9 protein-coding genes and 1 pseudogene are annotated in these 17,438 nt (G+C 68.2%); 4 read left to right on the top strand and 6 right to left on the bottom strand.

Annotation, left to right across the window (positions count from 1 at the left end; all coding sequences use genetic code 11):
* Nucleotides 1–29: 29 nt before the first annotated feature.
* From ND747_RS09530 to ND747_RS09515, 4 genes and pseudogenes are all read right to left on the bottom strand, one after another.
* Nucleotides 30–3,842 carry an HsdR family type I site-specific deoxyribonuclease gene (locus ND747_RS09530; RefSeq protein ID WP_251733132.1) on the bottom strand — a complete coding sequence of 1,271 codons (3,813 nt, stop codon included), beginning with the start codon at nucleotides 3,840–3,842 and terminating at the stop codon, nucleotides 30–32.
* Complete coding sequence (locus ND747_RS09525; RefSeq protein ID WP_251733131.1) at nucleotides 3,843–5,033, bottom strand: restriction endonuclease subunit S; 1,191 nt, start codon at nucleotides 5,031–5,033, stop codon at nucleotides 3,843–3,845.
* On the bottom strand, nucleotides 5,026–6,579 hold the full coding sequence (locus tag ND747_RS09520; protein WP_251733130.1) for a class I SAM-dependent DNA methyltransferase: 1,554 nt from the start codon (nucleotides 6,577–6,579) through the stop codon (nucleotides 5,026–5,028). Before ND747_RS09520 ends, ND747_RS09525 begins: the two co-directional genes overlap by 8 nt.
* A 1,207-nt stretch (nucleotides 6,580–7,786) precedes the next feature.
* Nucleotides 7,787–8,899, bottom strand: a pseudogene (locus tag ND747_RS09515) (helix-turn-helix transcriptional regulator); the annotation flags it as partial.
* A gap of 60 nt (nucleotides 8,900–8,959) precedes the next feature.
* Between ND747_RS09515 and ND747_RS09510 the strand changes: the two are divergent.
* Nucleotides 8,960–9,535 (top strand): DinB family protein, encoded by a 576-nt coding sequence (locus ND747_RS09510; RefSeq protein WP_251733128.1) that lies wholly within the window; start codon nucleotides 8,960–8,962, stop codon nucleotides 9,533–9,535.
* 64 nt (nucleotides 9,536–9,599) lie between these two features.
* Nucleotides 9,600–10,037, top strand: coding sequence for a VOC family protein (locus ND747_RS09505; RefSeq protein WP_251733127.1), 438 nt, complete (start codon nucleotides 9,600–9,602; stop codon nucleotides 10,035–10,037).
* A 23-nt stretch (nucleotides 10,038–10,060) separates the two neighbouring features.
* Here the strand turns inward: ND747_RS09505 and ND747_RS09500 are convergent, their stop codons facing one another.
* Nucleotides 10,061–11,263, bottom strand: a complete 1,203-nt coding sequence (locus ND747_RS09500) for an NADH:flavin oxidoreductase (RefSeq protein ID WP_285900260.1) — start codon at nucleotides 11,261–11,263, stop codon at nucleotides 10,061–10,063.
* A 193-nt stretch (nucleotides 11,264–11,456) separates the two neighbouring features.
* On the opposite strand from ND747_RS09500, the gene ND747_RS09495 reads away from it, so the two are divergent.
* On the top strand, nucleotides 11,457–14,954 hold the full coding sequence (locus tag ND747_RS09495) for a phosphotransferase (protein WP_251733126.1): 3,498 nt from the start codon (nucleotides 11,457–11,459) through the stop codon (nucleotides 14,952–14,954).
* Between the two features lie 76 nt (nucleotides 14,955–15,030).
* Nucleotides 15,031–16,683 carry a class I adenylate-forming enzyme family protein gene (locus ND747_RS09490; RefSeq protein WP_251733125.1) on the top strand — a complete coding sequence of 551 codons (1,653 nt, stop codon included), beginning with the start codon at nucleotides 15,031–15,033 and terminating at the stop codon, nucleotides 16,681–16,683.
* Nucleotides 16,684–16,755: 72 nt separating this feature from the next.
* Here the strand turns inward: ND747_RS09490 and ND747_RS09485 are convergent.
* Nucleotides 16,756–17,438 (bottom strand): polysaccharide deacetylase family protein (locus tag ND747_RS09485; RefSeq protein ID WP_251733124.1); only part of this gene is annotated, 683 nt, incomplete at its 5' end.

Raw genomic sequence — 17,438 nt, 5'->3', positions numbered from 1 at the left:
GCGGCACGGAAGCGGGCGTCGCCCGGGGCCTACGCGGGCCACCTGAGGCCGACGTATGCCTCAGCCTCGTCGGGAGGCACCGAGCGGGTCGAGTTGTTGAATCGGGCAAAGAGTACCCGCTCGGCCTTACTGGTCTTCGCCCACACCGGCTCGCTGTGCCGAGCTACGTCGACCCGGCAAAGCTGTTTGCCGCCGTGAACCACGATCCGGGCACGGATCCGTGTCACCGGTGGATGTCCGAGGGCATTGATCAGATGGGTTGTCAACCAGTTCACGAACCCGTCACCGTTCTTCGGCCGGACTCGATCGTAGTCATGGTCCAATCCGAGAACCGCACCTGAGTCGTCGACGCCGATGAGCAGGGTGCCGCCGTCGGTGTTCAGGAAGCCAGCGACGGTCTTTACGACAGCGTCCTCCATGGCCTTGTTCGGCTTGCCTTCTCGCAGATCCCAGCGGGCTGTGGACTTGAACTCTACGGTGAAGTCTTCTTCGTTGGTGAGGATCTCCTCGACTGTCCGCAGCGCCGCTCCACCAGCCAGGACCAGCTGATCGGCGACGCGCGAGGCGAACTCGGCGTCGGTGCGGATTCGCTCAACCACGCTGTCGGCGATGGACTCGATGTCGGGCGGGGTGAGCGTGGCGACCCCGCCGCCGGTGGTGGTCGCCCCGACACTATGCCCCACGTAGACGCTCGATCCGTCGTCGCCGTAGGCCGTAATGACGTGATCGAAGACTGCCTGGACCTTGATGTCGAAGAGTTCCGGTGGGTAGGGGTCCTCGGGCAAATCAGTGTCCAGGACATCGCGAATCGTCACGCGCACGTCGGCGGTCGTGGCCGCCCGACGGCGCCAATCAAGCACGAGCTTGTCGTGCAGGTGCGCGAGCAGCCGCTTGGCGCTGGCCTTCACCACGTCACGTTCGGCGTCGGTCAGGGTCGGCTCAGGTTTCGTGAGCAGATCGAAGACGGCTGTCTCTTCTTCCGTGAGCCCTTCGGCGACAGCACGCTGTTCCTCGTCGTTCAGCGTCTTCGACAGTTCGATCAGTCGCCGCAGGTACTCGTCGATGTTGACGCTGCCGGCGTTGTAGTCGGCGATCAGCTCTTCGATGCGCTGAACCAGGTCGTAGCGCGTCGGGTTGCGGGTTGCCGCCGCGACGGCGCGTTGCTTCAGCAGGGCCGCGAGACGGTCGGTCTCGGCCCGCTTGCGTCCGGCGAACTTGGCGGCGAGCCCGTCGAAATCGATCTGGGACAGGTCGATCAGGGGGTCCGGCTCGCTGCCCTCGGCCGCGGCCCGGATCACGTACTCCTCAGCGCCGACCGACCGGTCGAGCAGCGCCTCCACCGCGTCGGAGATCGAGTCGAGGTCAGCTTTGGGAGGTCGGGAGACGTCCACGACGCGCTCTGCTAACACGCGGATGGCAGCCACCGTGTTCTGCTGCGCGGCGGCCTTAGGATCCGGCAGCAGAGCCTTGAACAGTTTGCGAACGTGGAGCGTCGCGGCCAGGAACGTCGTGCGAGTGTCGTCATCGGCCAGCAGGTTGTCGACGGCCGCGTCGCGGAGTGCGATGTGAGCGAAGCCCTTCGCGTCCCGCATCGCCAGCAGGTCGACGCCCTTGGACTCGCAGAACCCGACCACGGTGTCGACCGCACCGTTCAATGCCTCGACGAGCGCGTCGAGATCCTGGATCGGCGAGTCGACGTCCGCGTTCGCCGCGCCGTAGATCGCGAGCGCCTTCTCAAGGTTTCGGAAGACGCCGATGTAATCGACGATCAGTCCGTTGTCCTTGTCCGGGAAGACCCGGTTCGCGCGGGCGATCGTCTGCATGAGGGTGTGGTTCCGCATGGGACGGTCGAGGTAGATCGTCGACACGCTCGGCGCGTCGAAGCCGGTCATCCACATGGCGCAGACGAACACCAGCCTGAGCGGATCGTCCGCAGCCTTGAACTTCTCGGCCAGGTCCTGGGTGTTCATGCGCGCCCGATGCGGGCGGATATCGAGCCCCTGCCGGTCGAGTGTGGCGATCTCGTTCTGGCCCTGGGAAACCACGACAGCCATGTCGGTGGTCTCCATCAGCTCGATCCGGCTGGCCAACCACGGCCGCTCCAGCTCGGGCAGCGCATCGTGCTGCGTCCGCAGGTCTGCGAGGTGTTCGGCCCACGCCTCGCGGACGAAGTCGTACATGCGAACGGCTGCGGCCTTGTCGAGGCCGACGTACATAGCCTTGCCCGTGAACCCGCGGCCGACGAAGTGGACGACGAGGTCCCTCGCCACCTGGCGCAGCCGCTCGGGTCTGGTCAGGAGTGCGTATTGCCGACCGAACCGTCGAGCCAGCTGACCTTCGGCATCCTCGTCGAGCTCGGCTGCCTCCAGCAGGTCCGCGAGGTCGTCGGCGAAGTCCTCGTTGATCAGCTGCAACTCGGGGATGCGGTTCTCGTAGTAGAGCGGGACGGTGGCGCCGTCCTCGATGGCGTCACGGAAGTTATAGGTGCTGACGTAGTCACCGAACTGTTGTCGGGTCAGCTCCTCACCGACGATCAGCGGCGTCCCGGTGAAGCCCATGAACGACGCGTTGGGTAGGGCTCGACGCATGTTCAACGCGAGGGTGTCGTACTGACTGCGGTGTGCCTCGTCGGTGATGACGATGACGTCTGAGCGGTCCGAGAGCACGGGCATGGTGGTCTCGCCCGCGGCCGGGTTGAGGCGGAACTTGTGGATGAGGGTGAACACGTAGCGGTGGTCCGCGGCGAGCAGCTCACGCAGGTTCGCGGCCGACGATGCGTGCACGTTGGCCTCGCGCGAGATCGCTCCGGCGTCAGCGAATTCCCCGTGCAGTTGCACGTCAAGTTCGGTGCGATCGGTGACCATGACAAAGGTCCACGCACCGGGGATGCGGCGCAGCACCTTCTGCGTGAACCAGAGCATCGACAGCGACTTGCCGGATCCCTGGGTGTGCCAGAACACCCCGAGCCGCCTGTCGCCTGCCGCGCGGACCCGGTACAGGTTGTCGATCGCGGCGTTGACGCCCAGCACCTGGTGGTTGCGAGAGACGACCTTGATCAGCCCGCCGGGTCGTTCGATGAACGCTACGAAGTTCTCGATCAGGTCAAGCAGCCGGTCCTGCGCACAGGTGCCGCGGATTGCCGTCTCAAGAGCAACTACACCTCGTGTGCCGTCGGCGTCGATCACCTTCCAATCGCCGAAGAACTCCCACGGTGAATAGGTCGAGCCGACCTTCGCCTCGGATCCGTTCGACAACAACACGAATCCGTTCGGGACGAATAATTGCGGGACCGTGTCGCGGTAATCCGCGAGGTTCTCGTCGTAGGCGGCCTTCACCGGTCGGTTCGGATCCTTGAACTCCATCAGCACGAGCGGGATGCCGTTGACGAACAGGACCGTGTCGGCCCGGCGCCGATGCAGGTCGCCAGCTACCCACACCTGGGACGCCGCGAGCCAGTCGTTGTTCGCGGAGTCCCGGAGGTCGATGTACTGGACGGTCGCGTACTGACGCTCGCCGTCATCGCCTTGCCACTCGGCGCGGAAGCCGTCACGGATCAGATCGTAGACCTCCTGGTTGGCGCGCACCCGGTCCATTACCGACCGGTCCTTCACAACCGCCGTCAGTGCTTCCTCGCGAATCGCCTCGGGCACTTGCGGGTTCAGCCAATGCAGGGCATCGCGTAGGCGGTGGGTGAGCACAACGTCATGCCGCGAATCGCGGCCAAGCGTCCCCGCCGGTCCGAACGTCTCGCTGAAGGCGTTGACTACCGTCCAACCGAGCTGCTCAAGCAGCTCCAGGGCAGGCCGCTCAACCAGCCCACCCTCGGTGTAAGGCGATGGCACCTACGCCGCCGAGTCCTCGACCACGGCAACGCGGTCAATGGACGACACATCAATCTCGCCGGAGACGAGTTTGGGGAGCAGAAGATTTCGAATCTCGACGAGGCGCTCAGATTGAAGGCGGAGCAGTTCCATTGAATTAAAAATAGGCAGGGCCGCACCGTCCCATTCTTCGATGAGCGCCCGTGGCGGACACACCGCTGGCAGCGCATGGACAACGTTTCGGTTCAGAGTAGGCACGGCAGCACCGGATGCTGCCTGTGCGAGATCTAGAGACGACAACAAGAAGTATGCTGACCGCGGTGTCGAAAGACGAAACTCCTTGACCCAAAGCGACGTATTCAGGGGCCAGAAGTCGCCCGGAACGTAGGTCACCGTTCCGACTGTCCCGCTTCGTCCGGTTGTCAGTCCAGGCCCCTGGGTCTTCGCAGTCGAATGGAAGCCTTGGCGACCGGACGCGCCAACGACAGGAATGGGTCCTGGCCGACGCTCCGATGCGGGAAGATCGAAACCCCTCTGAAGGACGAGGTGCGAATCGACCCGCCCTACCTGCCAGCCTTCAGGGATTGGTCCGCAGGCAGACTCGACGAGGGTGGCGTTCTCGTGGCCGGGGTAGCGGAAATGGACGAACCATTCGCGATAGATGGCCCGCGCCATCTCCTCCAACACCTCAACCCGCCGCCGATTGTTCTCGATCAAGTCGTCGAACGCGCGAAGTGTGCCGACGATTCGTGCACGTGCGGGCGCCCCAGGGACACGGAATCGGTACGACAAGAGTTTCTCAAGTGAAAGGTTGTCCTGTGCTGTTCCACGGGCTGCCGACGTCAATTCGCCGCGATATACGTCGATCAGGTATTTAACGAAGTAAGCATCAGCTTTCTGGTAGGTCGGGGTGAATCCGAGAACGCTGTCAGGGAAGCAGCCGCGACATCCCAAGATGGCTGTCTCTGCGATATTAGCCGCGATCGTTATGCAAGCTATTCCGGATTCCCATATACGGCTTTGCGCCACACCTTTCGCCGAGTACCACTGACTCGGATTCCTCATGTGAAGCGTTGCCGCCTTGACGTCGCCCGTCTGAAAGAACGGCACCTCGTTGCCGTATAGGGATGGATCGTTGCGCGGCCGGTGGCGAGATTTGCCACGTTCAACGGTCCCCAATTCGGTGAGCGCCATTTCGTCCCACTCACTCATCCGAGAGTACAATCTGCACGGCGACCTCGACACATGGGCGAAGCTGATCGGCCTGATTGCTTAGACGGGTGAACTCGTCGTACAGGATGGCGATCTTCTCGGTGAAGTCCTCGCCGTCGTCGTCCACCGCCGCGGTCCCTGTGTACCGGCCCGGGTTGAGGCTCCAGCCCTGGGCCTCGATTTCGGCCCGAGTCGCGACCTTGCACAGGCCAGCCACGTCTACGTAGGTGCCGTCCGGGAACCGCTCCTTGAGAAGCGTGTCGCTGCCGTCGACGGTCACGACGTCCTCACCGCGGTACAGGCGCACGATGTTGGCGAGCAGTTCGATCTGCTCGGGCAGAAAGTCTCGGTGCGCCCGGTCGATCTGCCGATACAGGTGCCGGGCATCGACGAACAGCACGGTGCCCTCGCGATCGGTCCCGCGCTTGGATTTGTCGAGAAACCAGAGCGTGACGGGCAACGTCACTGTGTAGAAGAAGTTGGTGCCGATCGCGACCATCACGTCGACTGCGCCGGATTCGATGACCTGCTTGCGGATCTCGCGCTCGGAGTGGCCAGCATCCCCGGCAGAGTTCGCCATGACGAAGCCAGCTCGACCGCGATCGTTGAGCGCCGCATAGAACTGCTGGATCCAGAGGTAGTTGCCGTTGTCCGGCTTGGGAATCCCGTGAGGGAAGCGCCGGTCGCCGGCCACCTTCTCCTTGTCGACGCCGTTCACGTTGAACGGTGGATTGGCCATGACGAAGTCGAATGCGCCGACAGCGTGATGCGGGTCCTCGTAGTAGCTGTTGGCCAGGCGAATGTCACCGGACAGGCCGTGCAGTGCCAGGTTCATCTTGGCGAGCGGGACAGTTCCTTCCTTCTGCTCGACGCCGTAGACGGACAGCTCGCGATTGGCGGACCTGTTGTGGCGTTCGACGAACTTGGCGCACTGGACGAACATGCCGCCCGATCCGCACGCAGGGTCGTAGACCTTGCCGTGGAACGGTTCGATGATCTCGACGATCAGTCGTACGATCGAATGTGGCGTGAAGAACTCACCGCCGAGGCGACCCTCGCTCGCGGCGAAGTTGGAGAGGAAGTCCTCGTAGATAAGTCCGAACGCGTCGCCAGACAGCTGCCGCGGCAGCGGCGCGAAAAGCCGAAGGAGCTCGCTGAGCGTGGATTTCGCGAGTCGCTGATAGCCGCGAGGAAGGACGTTTCGCAGCTCGGGGTTCGAGCCCTCGATCAGCTTCATCGCCTCGTCGATGGCCTTGCCTAGATTCTCGCCCTCTGGCAGATCGACTAGGTACGACAGCCTAGCGCCGTCCGGGACGAAGAGGACCGACCGCGCCCGGTAGTCGTCCGCTGTAACCGGCCGCCGAGCCGTGGCTTTGGCCTCAAGCTCGGGTCGCACCTGCTCAATCCGGTGCTCGGCGTAAGCGAGGAAGATCAGCCCGAGGACCGGACCGCGGTACTCAGCAGGCGACAGCGTTGAATTCGCGCGCAGCTCGTCGGCAGCGGCCCACAGGGTGCGACGCACCCGCGCCAGCTCGTCGGTCTTCACTCGCCCCCGCCTCGTTTGATCACGGCGTCATGCTATCGCTCGGGACCGGCTCAGGGACGCACGCGGGGCAGGTCTGCTGCCGTCTGCAGGCAGCACGCTCAAGTAAATAAAGGTCGACCACCGGGGATGTGGAGCGCAAGGTGACGCGGCCCTGCCTGGAGCGCAGATCGACGCGGTCTGCTTGCCTGCGCCTGCCATGTAGGACGGAGTCTGCCCGTCCGACGGATGGGTCATGTTGACAGCCACCGTGACAGCCGAGCTGACGGACCTCCGCGGACGCCGATAGACATCCATAGACGAGCGGCCGAGGTCGAAAGACTCGACGGACGTCAGCGGGCGTCCGGGGAAGATCCAGATCAAACTACGGATCGGATGCTCCTGTGCCACCATGAGGCGACGCCGAGGGACGGCGACTAGGCCAACGGGGCCGGCGTCAGCGGACGACTGTGGATAGTAATGATCACCCGCGGGCAGCCAGGGCGGCAGCCAAGCCGGCGGACAACGACGGACGGGCGTGGACGTCCACGGAATCCGGACGGCGCGTGACCTGCACCAGCGGACGTCCATGGACATAGGTGGACAAATTACCAAGATCTCTTAATCCGCTGGTCGGCTCGCCATCTTGGCGGGTCTGAGCAATCCAGCCATGGCACGATGATCAGACCAGCGCCCGCCGTCGCGCACGCCAGGAAGCAGAAGATCAAGCAGTAGGCACGCCAGCGGGCGGCCGGGAGACAGAGCCAGTTGCAGCGGACAGCCCGACCCGGCCACCTTGCCAGCGGTGAGACTGTCTGTGGTCACCCGGCGAGTCCGTTCGAGCAACATCAAGTCTCGGTGCTCCACCGGGCCGGGTGTAGCAACGCCTGTAGCAACGACCGCGTACATCGGCGGACGGCCATGGACGCCGATGTACGTCGCAACCTGTGCACGCCCCGGCGCGGCAAGGATCGAGGCTTGCCTTCTAAGCACCAGGTCGCAGGTTCGATCCCTGCCGGGCGCACGCACCCCTCTGAGTCGCGAAAGCGCCGGCGAAGATCGATAGTGGGAACCAAGAACCGCTCCGCGATGCACAGCAGGCTCTGAGACGTCAGGCAGATCATTCCCCGGTGCGGCGGAATGCCTCCGTGTGCCGCGGCAGCTCCTCGTCCAGCACCTGATTCATCAACTCCGTCCGGTTGGGCTGCTGCGCCGACCAGGTCCTGTCCGCGGTGGTGGCCATGGAGGTGAGGCGGCGGGCGAGGCGGGTGGCGGCTTCGCGGAGCTCGGGTGGGGCGAGGATCTCGGTGTCGAAACCGAGGCCGGCGATGCGGACGACGAGCCAGTCCAGGTCGTCGCCGCCGACGACGAGGATGCACCATCCGTCCGGGCCGGCGGTGCCGTTACTCCCGTCGTCCTCGGCCTCGATGTCCGTCCCGCCACCGTCAGTGCGGTCGGTGTCCGGTTCGATCCGGCCCACCTGGGGTGGGACGAGGGCTCGGACCTGCTCGGCGGTGGCGTGCAGGCGGACGCGGGCGAGGTGGCGGTAGGGCGCCTCGGTGACGGCGCGTTGGACGTGGGCGACCGGGTCGGGGTGTTCGCGGGGGCGGAAACGCCAGGTGGTCGCGGTGACCTCGCGCATCCGGTCCAGGCGGAAGGTGCGCCAGTCGGCGCGGTCGACGTCCCAGGCCATCAGGTACCAGCGGCGGCTGGTGGCGACCAGCCGGACCGGCTCGACCGTGCGTTCCCGCAACCCGGCGCCGACGCCGGTCCTGTTGCCGCCGGTGGCGTCATGGCCAGCGTCGTCGTCGGCGCCACGGCTGGCGTCACTGCGGCTGGTGCGGTCGGCGTTGCGGCCGGCGTAGTGGAAGCGGACGCGGACCGCGTCGCGGCAGGCGCGGGCGAGGGTGACCAGGACGTCCGCGTCGATCTCGATGCCGGGGCCGAGCAGGGTGTCGGTGGCCGCGTGCACCGCGTGGATCTCAGCCCGCAGGCGGGGCGGCATCACCTGGTCCAGCTTGGCGAGCGCGCGCAGGGCCGCCTCGCCGGCGCCGGCGACCGTGCCGCCGGCGGCCAGGCGCAGTGACACGGCGGTCGCGATCGCCTCGTCGTCGTCGAAAAGCAGCGGGGGCAGGCGGGTGCCGGCGCCGAGCTGGTAGCCGCCGCCTACGCCGGCGCTCGCGTGCACGGGGTAGCCGAGGGCGCGCAGGCGCTCTACGTCCCGGCGCACCGAACGGTCGGTGACCGCAAGCTCGGCGGCGAGCTCGGCGGCGGTCCAGGATGGCCGGCGCTGCAGCAGCGCCAGCAGCCGCAGCACCCGTTCGGTGGTCGTCTCGACGGACACACCCCATCGTCGCACCAATCACGGACCGAAGCTGTCCGCTATCGGCGCCAGGATGCCCTCATGACCCAGACAGCCGAGCTCGATCTCAACCCGCTGCTGCGCGCGCAGTTCGACGGGCACTGGAGCCACCAGCTCCGGCCGCGGCTAGGGGATCTCACCGACGAGGAGTACTTCTGGGAGCCGGTGCCCGGTGCCTGGAACGTGCGCCCGCGGGGTACCGGCACGGCGCCGGTGCAGGCCGGGTCCGGGGCGATGACGATCGACTTCGCGATCCCCGCACCGGAACCGGCGCCGGTCACAACGATCGCCTGGCGGCTCGGGCACGTGATCGTCGGCGTACTCGCGGTGCGCAACGCCGCGCACTTCGGCCGGGCGCCCGCCGACTACCCGTCGTTCGAGTACGCGCCGGACGCCGCCACCGCGCTCGACCAGCTCGACACCGAGATCGCCACCTGGACGGCCGGCGTCGCCGGCCTCGGCACGTCCGGCCTGGCCCGCCCGTGTGGCAAGGCCGAAGGCCCCTACGCCGAGCTGCCGATGGCGGCGCTGGTGCTGCACATCCACCGCGAGCTCATTCATCATCTCGCCGAGATCTCCCTGCTGCGCGACCTCCATCGCCACACCCACGTGGCATAACCGCCAGCCGGCACCGACATCCGACATCCGACGTCCGATCCGTCCGCTGGGAGAAGAACCGATCATGGCACGTAACGTTCAGATCACCTTTGACTGCGCCGACCCGGCGAAGCTGGCCGCTTTCTGGGCCGAGGCCCTCGGCTACCGGCTACAGGACCCGCCGCGTGGCTTCGCCACCTGGGACGAGGCGCTGGCCGCGTTCGGCGTGCCGCCCGAGCGGCGCAACGACGCCGCGGCCCTGCTCGACCCCGAGGGCAACGGCCCGCGACTGTTCTTCCAGCGGGTGCCGGAGGGCAAGCAGGCCAAGAACCGCGTGCACCTCGACGTGCGGGCCGCCCCCGGCCTCGACGGCGACGCCCGGATGGCCGCCCTCGAGCAGGAGGCCGACCGGCTCGTCGCCCACGGTGCCACCCGGTTCGCCCGCCACGAGCCCGCTCCCCCGCTCACCGCCGGCCACATCGTCCTGCTCGACCCCGAGGGCAACGAGTTCTGCCTCGACTGAACGCGTGACGCCCAGGCCAGCCGTCAGGTCAGACGGGTCGCGTCCTGCTCGTGGTAGGGGGTGATGTCCGCCGGGCGGCCGGTGCGGACCTTGGACGGCCAGGCGGGGTCGGACAGCAGCACGCGGCCAAGCGCGACCAGATCGAACTCGCCCTGCTCGAACAGGTCCACCAGCGGGGCGAGGCTCAGGGACACGGCCCCCTCGTGCTCGCCGAAGAAGGCGGTGGCGACCCCGACCGAGCCGATCGTGATGGTGGGCAGGGCGGTGAGGTGCTTCGTCCAGCCGGCGAGGGTGCGGGGCGAGTCGTCGAAGGCGGGCAGCCAGTAGCGGCGGGTCGACACGTGCAGCGCGCTGGCCCCGGCCTCGACGATCGGGGTCAGCAGGGCCTCCAGCTCGGCAGGCGTGTCGGCGCTGCGGGCGTCGAAGGCACCGCCCTTCCACTGGGAGAACCGGTAGATCACCGGGAAGTCGGGGCCCACTTCGGCGCGGATCGCGGCGACCACCTCGGCGCCGAGCCGGGCCCGCCCGGCCGGGCTGCCCCCATAGCCGTCGGTACGTCGGTTGGTGCGCGACCAGAAGAACTGGTCGAGCAGGTAGCCGTGTGCGCCGTGCACCTCGACGCCGTCGAACCCGGTGTCTCGGGCGTCCGCCGCGGCACGGGCGAAGGAGGCGATCACCGCGTCGAGCTCGGCGATGGTCGCGGGCTCGCCGACCGTCGTGCCATCGGCGCGCACCCCGGACGGGCTGAACACCGGTGCCTGCGGCTGCGGCGGCGCCCCCGCCTCGCGCATGACGCCGAGATGCCACAGCTGCGGCACGATCCGCCCGCCGACGCCGTGCACCGCCTCGACCACGCGCCGCCACCCGGCGAGCGCGTCCTCGCCGTAGAAGCGGGGCACCTGGTCGCTGGAGCCGGACGAAGGATGGTCGACGTAGGTGCCCTCGGTCACGATCAGCCCGACATGCTCGGCGCGGCGCGCGTAGTACGCCGCCACGTCGTCGCCGGGTACGCCGCCCGGGGACGCCTTGCGGGTCATCGGCGCCATCACGAACCGGTTGGCGAGCTCCAGGCCCGACAGGGCCAGCGGGGTGAACAGCGACGCCACGTCGGCCCCGTCGAGCAGGGTTGACTGATCCGGCGGAGCCGGCTGATCCGCTCGGGGCGACGGCACGGCGGCAGATGACGGCACGGCGGCAGCGGCGGGGCGCGGAGACACGGTCACCATCCCTTCAATCCGAACCGCCTCGCCGGTGTTCCCGCCCTGGACCGGCGCTACCTCCGTGTGCCACCAAATGGGACGACACGATGGCCACAAACGTGATTGCATCGTGCGGCGCCGAGCCGGTGCGGAACAATCGGAGGTGTGCATGGCGCCCACGCCACGGTTTCGTCGAGTTGCCGCACTTCAGCGACGATTCGTGGACCGCGAACCCGTCCTGGCGGCCTTTCGCGACGAACTTGCGCGGACGGGCGACGCCCCCCGGGTTCTCAATGTCACCGGCGTGGGAGGCATCGGCAAGTCCCGCCTCACCCGCGAGCTGAAGGAGCGGGCGGCGGCCGAGCACCGGACAGCATCCCTCGACCTGCAGGTTCATGCATCGCGTCAGCAGGAGGACGCCCTGGCGATGCTGCGCAACGAGTTCGGCTCCCAGGGTGTTTCCTTTGACCGGTTCGACATCGCCTACGCGGTGCTGTGGCAACGTCTGCATCCCCACCTGCGCCTGCGGCGGTCGGAACTCGCCTTTGTCGACGAGAGTTCGATCCTCACCGACATCGTCGACGGGGTGGCCGGGCTTCCGGTCTTCGGCACAGCGCGCGGGTTGCTCAGGCTGCTGGACCGAGGCGGCTCCGACCTGCTCCGCCGTCACCGGGTACGACGTGACCCCACCCTGGCAGCACTGGACGACCTGCCCGACAGCGAACTCGCCGACACGGTTACCTACCTGTTCGCCGAGGATCTCCGGGCGGCAAGCCAGATCAGGCGGTACGTGGTCCTCATCGACACCCATGAGGCGCTTGTTCCGAACCCCCTGCGGGCCGGACGAGCTCAGCTCGCCGACGCCTGGTTACGAGATCTGGTCGCCCAGCTCGACCGCGGCCTGGTCGTCATCGCGGGTCGGGAGCCGCTGCGATGGGAACAGACCGATCCGGAATGGGAGGGCCTCATCCGGGTCTGCGGTCTGGACGGACTTCCCCCACAGGCCCGCCTCGACCTCCTGGAAGGGGGTGGGGTCACCGACCCGGCCCAACGCCAGGCGATCGCCGAGGCCAGTGCCGGCCTCCCGTTCTATCTGAACCTTGCGGTCGACACGCATCTACAGGGTGGGGGCCATCTCGGTGACGTTCTGGTCTCACCGGAGGAGATCCTGGCTCGCTTCCTGCAGCATGTCGACTCGACGGAAATTCGATCGCTCGAGGTGCTGAGCCCGGCCCGGATCTTCGACTACGATGTCTTCCGTTCCCTTGCCATCGCGTTTCACCTGCCCGAACACCGCATTGCCTGGGAGTCGCTGACCGCCTATTCGTTTGTCTATCCGGCGGACGTCCATCCGTCTGACGCGGCGCTGCGCTTCCATCAGTTGATGGCTGCGGCCCTGCGGGAACGGCTGTCACCGGAAAGCGCCGCGCAGATCCACGCGATGCTGCGCGCACGCTGGGAGGAACGCGCCGTGCGGGCGGAAGGTCAGGACAGCGGTTCCCGCTCGGCCCGTGCGCTACGCGAAGCGCATTACCATGCCCTGCGCAGCGGGCAGGCCGACAGTGCGACCGTGCTCGACTTCGCCGATCGCGCTGTTCGTTGTGGTGGGCACAGCGCTGCCCGGGGCATCAGCGACGATCTCCGTGGTGTGCTGCAGGACCAGCCCGGCAACCCTGATCTGCGCGCGGCGTTGCGATGCCTGGACGCGGAGGCGGCTGTTCGGCTGGGCGACGCCGCCGCCGTCGCCGTGATCGCCCCCGCACCGGACCATGCAGATGGTTTCGACCTCGGAATCGACCTGGGCTCCCCCGTCGGCGCACGGCTCGCCGTGGCAGTGGGAAACGGACGGCGAATTGGCGGCGAGACCGGGGCGGCACTGGCTACCTTCACCCATGTGTGGAATCACGCTGCGGGTCCGCCACGTCTGGCCGCTGGTCTGTGGGCAGCTGACCTGCACATGGTCCAGGGCCGGTTCCGCGATGCCGAGACACTGACCGCAGCCCTGGACGATTCTGATCCGCCCGAAGCTGCTCGGCCCCAGCCAGCCGGTGCCGAGCAGGCCGAGTTCCGGGCGGACGTGGCCCGGCTACGTCATCTGGCTCACCGCTTCGCCTTCGACTTCGCTGCGGCCGACCGCTACCTCGAAGAGGCGGCCTTCTGGTATACGCAGGCAGGCAGCGTCCTCGGCTCGGCCAACATCCAGACCAATCGGGCAGAGCTGCTCGCCCTGACCCGTCCGGCCGAGGCGATCTCCGCGGCCGGCCAGGCGATCGAACTCCACCAGGAGATCGGTGCCCGCCATGAGCTCGGCAAGGCGTACACGGCGCTTGCCATTGGGCAGCTTCGATCCGGCCGGCTGGAGGAGGCCGAGGCCTCGCTGCGCTCCGCGTGTGGCGTCCTTGATGCCGTCGGGTACCGGTCCGGTCGGGCCAGGGCCGAGTTCTGGCGGGCCGTCCTGCATGCCCGCCGAGGCCACCTTGACGAGGCGATCGACGCGTTGCGTTGGGCCGTCGAGGAGCTGGAAGCGACCGCCGTGTACCCGACGATCATTGTCTGTGCAGCCCGGGCGCTGGCTACGCTCGGCGTCGAGGACGAACGGATCAGCGTCGCGGCCGACCGAGCCCGGGCGGAGATTCAGCCCTACGGCACGCTGGCTGAGCTGGAGAACCGGATCGAGCAGTTCGTCGTCGATCTGCTCGACGGGCAGGTGTGGCGCCCCGAGGAGCTGTATCAGCAGGCGGTTGGACATCCCGAGGCAGCGGCGGGCTTCTACAACCGCAACGTCCGGGTGGGCACGGTGGGCGCAGACGTCATCGTCCGTATCCCGATTGCGGGCAGCGACCTGATGGATCTGCGGATCTGGCCGGAGGCAGACGTCCTGCGGGCCATCCGCGGGACCGTCGCCCACGCACCGCGGCTGTTGTATGCCAGCACGCAGCCCCGCTACCAGATCGCCGAGTTCCTTCCAGGCGAGCTGCTCGATCACACCTCGCCGCGGGGCACTCGCGTGGCGGAGCATGTCCTCTTCGACGTGAGCGATCTGTTCGGCCAGCTCGGCGCCATCCCGCCCGATCGGCTTCCACCGGCACCACCGGACTGGCCGGCCGATGGACGTACCGCGGACTTCGCCCGCCGGCTGTCCGCGGTCACGGCCGGTGTACAGGCCCGATTCCGCCCCGAATTCGGCGCTCTGTACACCGCGTTCGGCATCCCCGACAATGCCCTGCGCGACATTGAGAACCGGTGGGAGACGCTGCAGCCGCGACCGTTTCGGCTCCTGCACACCGACATTCACCGGAAGAACATCATCACGTCGGACGAACGGGCCTTCTTCCTCGACTGGGAGCTCGCTCTGTGGGGCGATCCGGTTTATGATCTCGCGGTCCACCTGCACAAGATGGGCTACGAGCCCGACGAGGCGGCAACCGTCACCGCCGGATGGGCCAGGGCCGTCACCGGCCCTGCGGCCGTGGGGTGGCAGCCCGACCTCGGCACCTATCTGGCGCACGAGCGGGTCAAGTCCGCCATCGTCGACACTGTCCGTTACGCCAAGCTGCTGGCCGATGGGAATCTCGCGGCGGAAGCCGCCGAAGCACTTCTTGACAAGCTGATCGGCAAGCTCACCGCTGCGCACACCGTCTTCGGCACCACGCTGGGCGTCGACCGGGCGGGCGCCGCCACGCTCATCCGGCAGTGGGCGGCCGGGCGGCGAAGGTAGCGCGTCGGCGCCGGACGCGATAGATCACAGGAGCCGCGATGGTCCGGCCATGATGCGCACCGGTTCGGAGGGGACGATGACGTCGGCAGAGAACGCCCTGGTCAGGCCCACGATCAGCGAGCTGGTGAAGCGAGCGACGGGGGAGTTCGGCGAGTCGGACTACGTGGTGACCCTGACCGAGCGGTTGACCGTTGCCGAGGCGGAGCGGCGGTCGGCTCTTGTCGCCCGGTGGCTGCTGCACGAGGGGGTCGGGAAGGGCACCCGGGTCGGGCTGTTCTTTCCCAGCGGGCCCGAATGGGCGGTGTGGTGGCTGGCGGTAAGCCGGATCGGCGCCGTCGCCGTTCCGCTCAGCACCCTGCTGCGGCCGGCCGAGATCGCCCGGATCGTGCGGCTGGCGGACGTCGCGGTGCTGGTCGGCCCGCGGACGGTGCTGCACATCGACGTCGCCGACCGCCTCGAGGCCGCCTTCGCGGACCTCACCGGGCCGGACGGCCAGGAAGCCGGCCGGCTTGAGCTGACGTCCGCGCCATACCTGCGGCAGGTGGTGCTGATCGCGTCGCCGGATCCGGACCGGCCCGAAGCGGCCGCCACGGCAGGCACAGCCGAAGCGGCTGCCTGGCCCGGATGGGCGACGCGCTGGGAGCCGGCGGGGGCGCCAATGGCCCGGGGCGAGACGCTTGCGGCGGTGGAGGCGGAGGTGAGCCCGGCCGACCTGGCCATCATGATCCACACCTCGGGGTCGACGGCGGACCCGAAGGGCGTGCTGCACACGCACGGCACACTGGTCCGGCAGACGTCAGCGTGGGCGGGCGTCATCCGGGGACTCACCGGCGTCGACCATGCGCCCAGGGTGCTGTGCGCCATGCCGTTCTTCTGGATCGGCGGGATCCTCGCGGTGACGGGGGCGCTGCACGAACCGGTCACCCTGCTGGTGCAGGCGAAACTGGACGCGGGGCCCGCGCTGGACCTCGCCGAGCGGGAGCGGGCGAACGGGGTCGTCGGCTGGCCGGCGTTCACCCAGCAGCTGCGGTTGCACCCGAGTTTCCCCGACCGTGATCTGCGCGGCGCCCCGATGCTGCGCGACGGGCCGGTGGACCTGGCGATGACGGGCGTCCCGGACGGTCATCCGATCCACCGCAGCCTCACCGAGTCCGCCGGCAGCTTCGCGTACACCGACACGGCGATCGTCGACGCGGACGGCCGTCCCGTCCCGGACGGAACCATCGGCGAACTGCTCATCCGCGGGCCGGGATCGATGACCGGTTACAACAAGCGGGAGCGTTCGGAGGTGTTCGACGCGGACGGCTGGTACCACACCGGCGACCGGGTCTACCGCCGCGGCGGCGACCCGCGGCTGTTCTACGTCGGCCGGGACAGCGAGCTGATCAAGGTGGCCGGGGCGAACGTGTCACCGCGCGAGGTGGAGGCCGTCATCGAGGAGTTTCCCGAGGTGGCGCACTGCCTCGTCACCGGGGTCGAGCATCCGACCCGCGGCGAGGAGGTCGCCGTCGTGCTCGTCCCCGCCCCAGCCGCCAGCACCGGCACCGGCACCGCAGTGGGCACCGTGGACGTCGAGGTGCTCGCCGCACGGGCCCGCGGGCTGCTGTCCAGCTACAAGGTGCCGACCCGCTGGATCATCGCCACCGCCGCGGACGTGCCATCCCTGCCCAGCGGCAAGCCGGACCGCCGCGGTCTGCGGGCCCGTCTTGAGCGGGGCGGGCTCGGATAGCACCCGCCGCGCCGACCCACCCGGGCAGACGGTTGCGCGGAACACCGGACCGGATGGTGGGCGCAGGCCTCGTCAGACGGTCAGCAGGTCGTGCACCGTCACCGGGGTGAGCCCGGCGGCGCGCAGGTTGGCCGCGATTCGGGGGAACGCGGCCACTGTGCCCGGATAGCCGAAGTGCATGCTGACGATGGAACCCGGTTGCAGACCCGAGCGCACCCGGGCGACCACCGCGTCGGCGCCGGGCGAGGTGTAGTCGAGCGGGTCGACGTCGAAGTCGACCACCGTGCGGTAGCCGGCGACGCCGGCCTCGGTGAGAATCAGCGGGCTGGCCGTGCTCGTGCCGGACGGGCGGAAGTAGCGGCCCTGGGCGGGTGTCAGCCGCGCCAGGACGTCTCGGCAGCCGGCGATCTCCGCGGCGACCTGGTCGGCGGGCAGCGCCGTCAGGGTCGGATGGGTATAGGTGTGGTTGGCGACCTCGTGGCCGGCGGCGAGGATCTCCGGAACGAGCTCGCGGTGTGCGTCCAGCCACTGCCCGACGGCGAACACGGTGATCGGTACGTCGAGCTCCGCCGCGTCGGCGAGCAGCTGACGGGCAAGGCCCAGGTCCTGGCCGGTCTCGTGCGGGCCGAGGTGGAACGTGAGCGCCACCTGCGGCCGGTCCCGCGGACCGTGGGTGACCGCCGTGGCCGGACCGCCCGGCTGCAGGTTCGGGCCGGACTGCGCGGCGGCCTGCGCGGTCGCGGACGCCGCGGGCG

This window comes from Frankia sp. R82 (assembly GCF_023716925.1).
Lineage (GTDB): Bacteria > Actinomycetota > Actinomycetes > Frankiales > Frankiaceae > Frankia.
The sequence above is the reverse complement of the archived record's forward strand: the minus strand, read 5'-3'. Positions and strand labels throughout refer to the sequence as shown.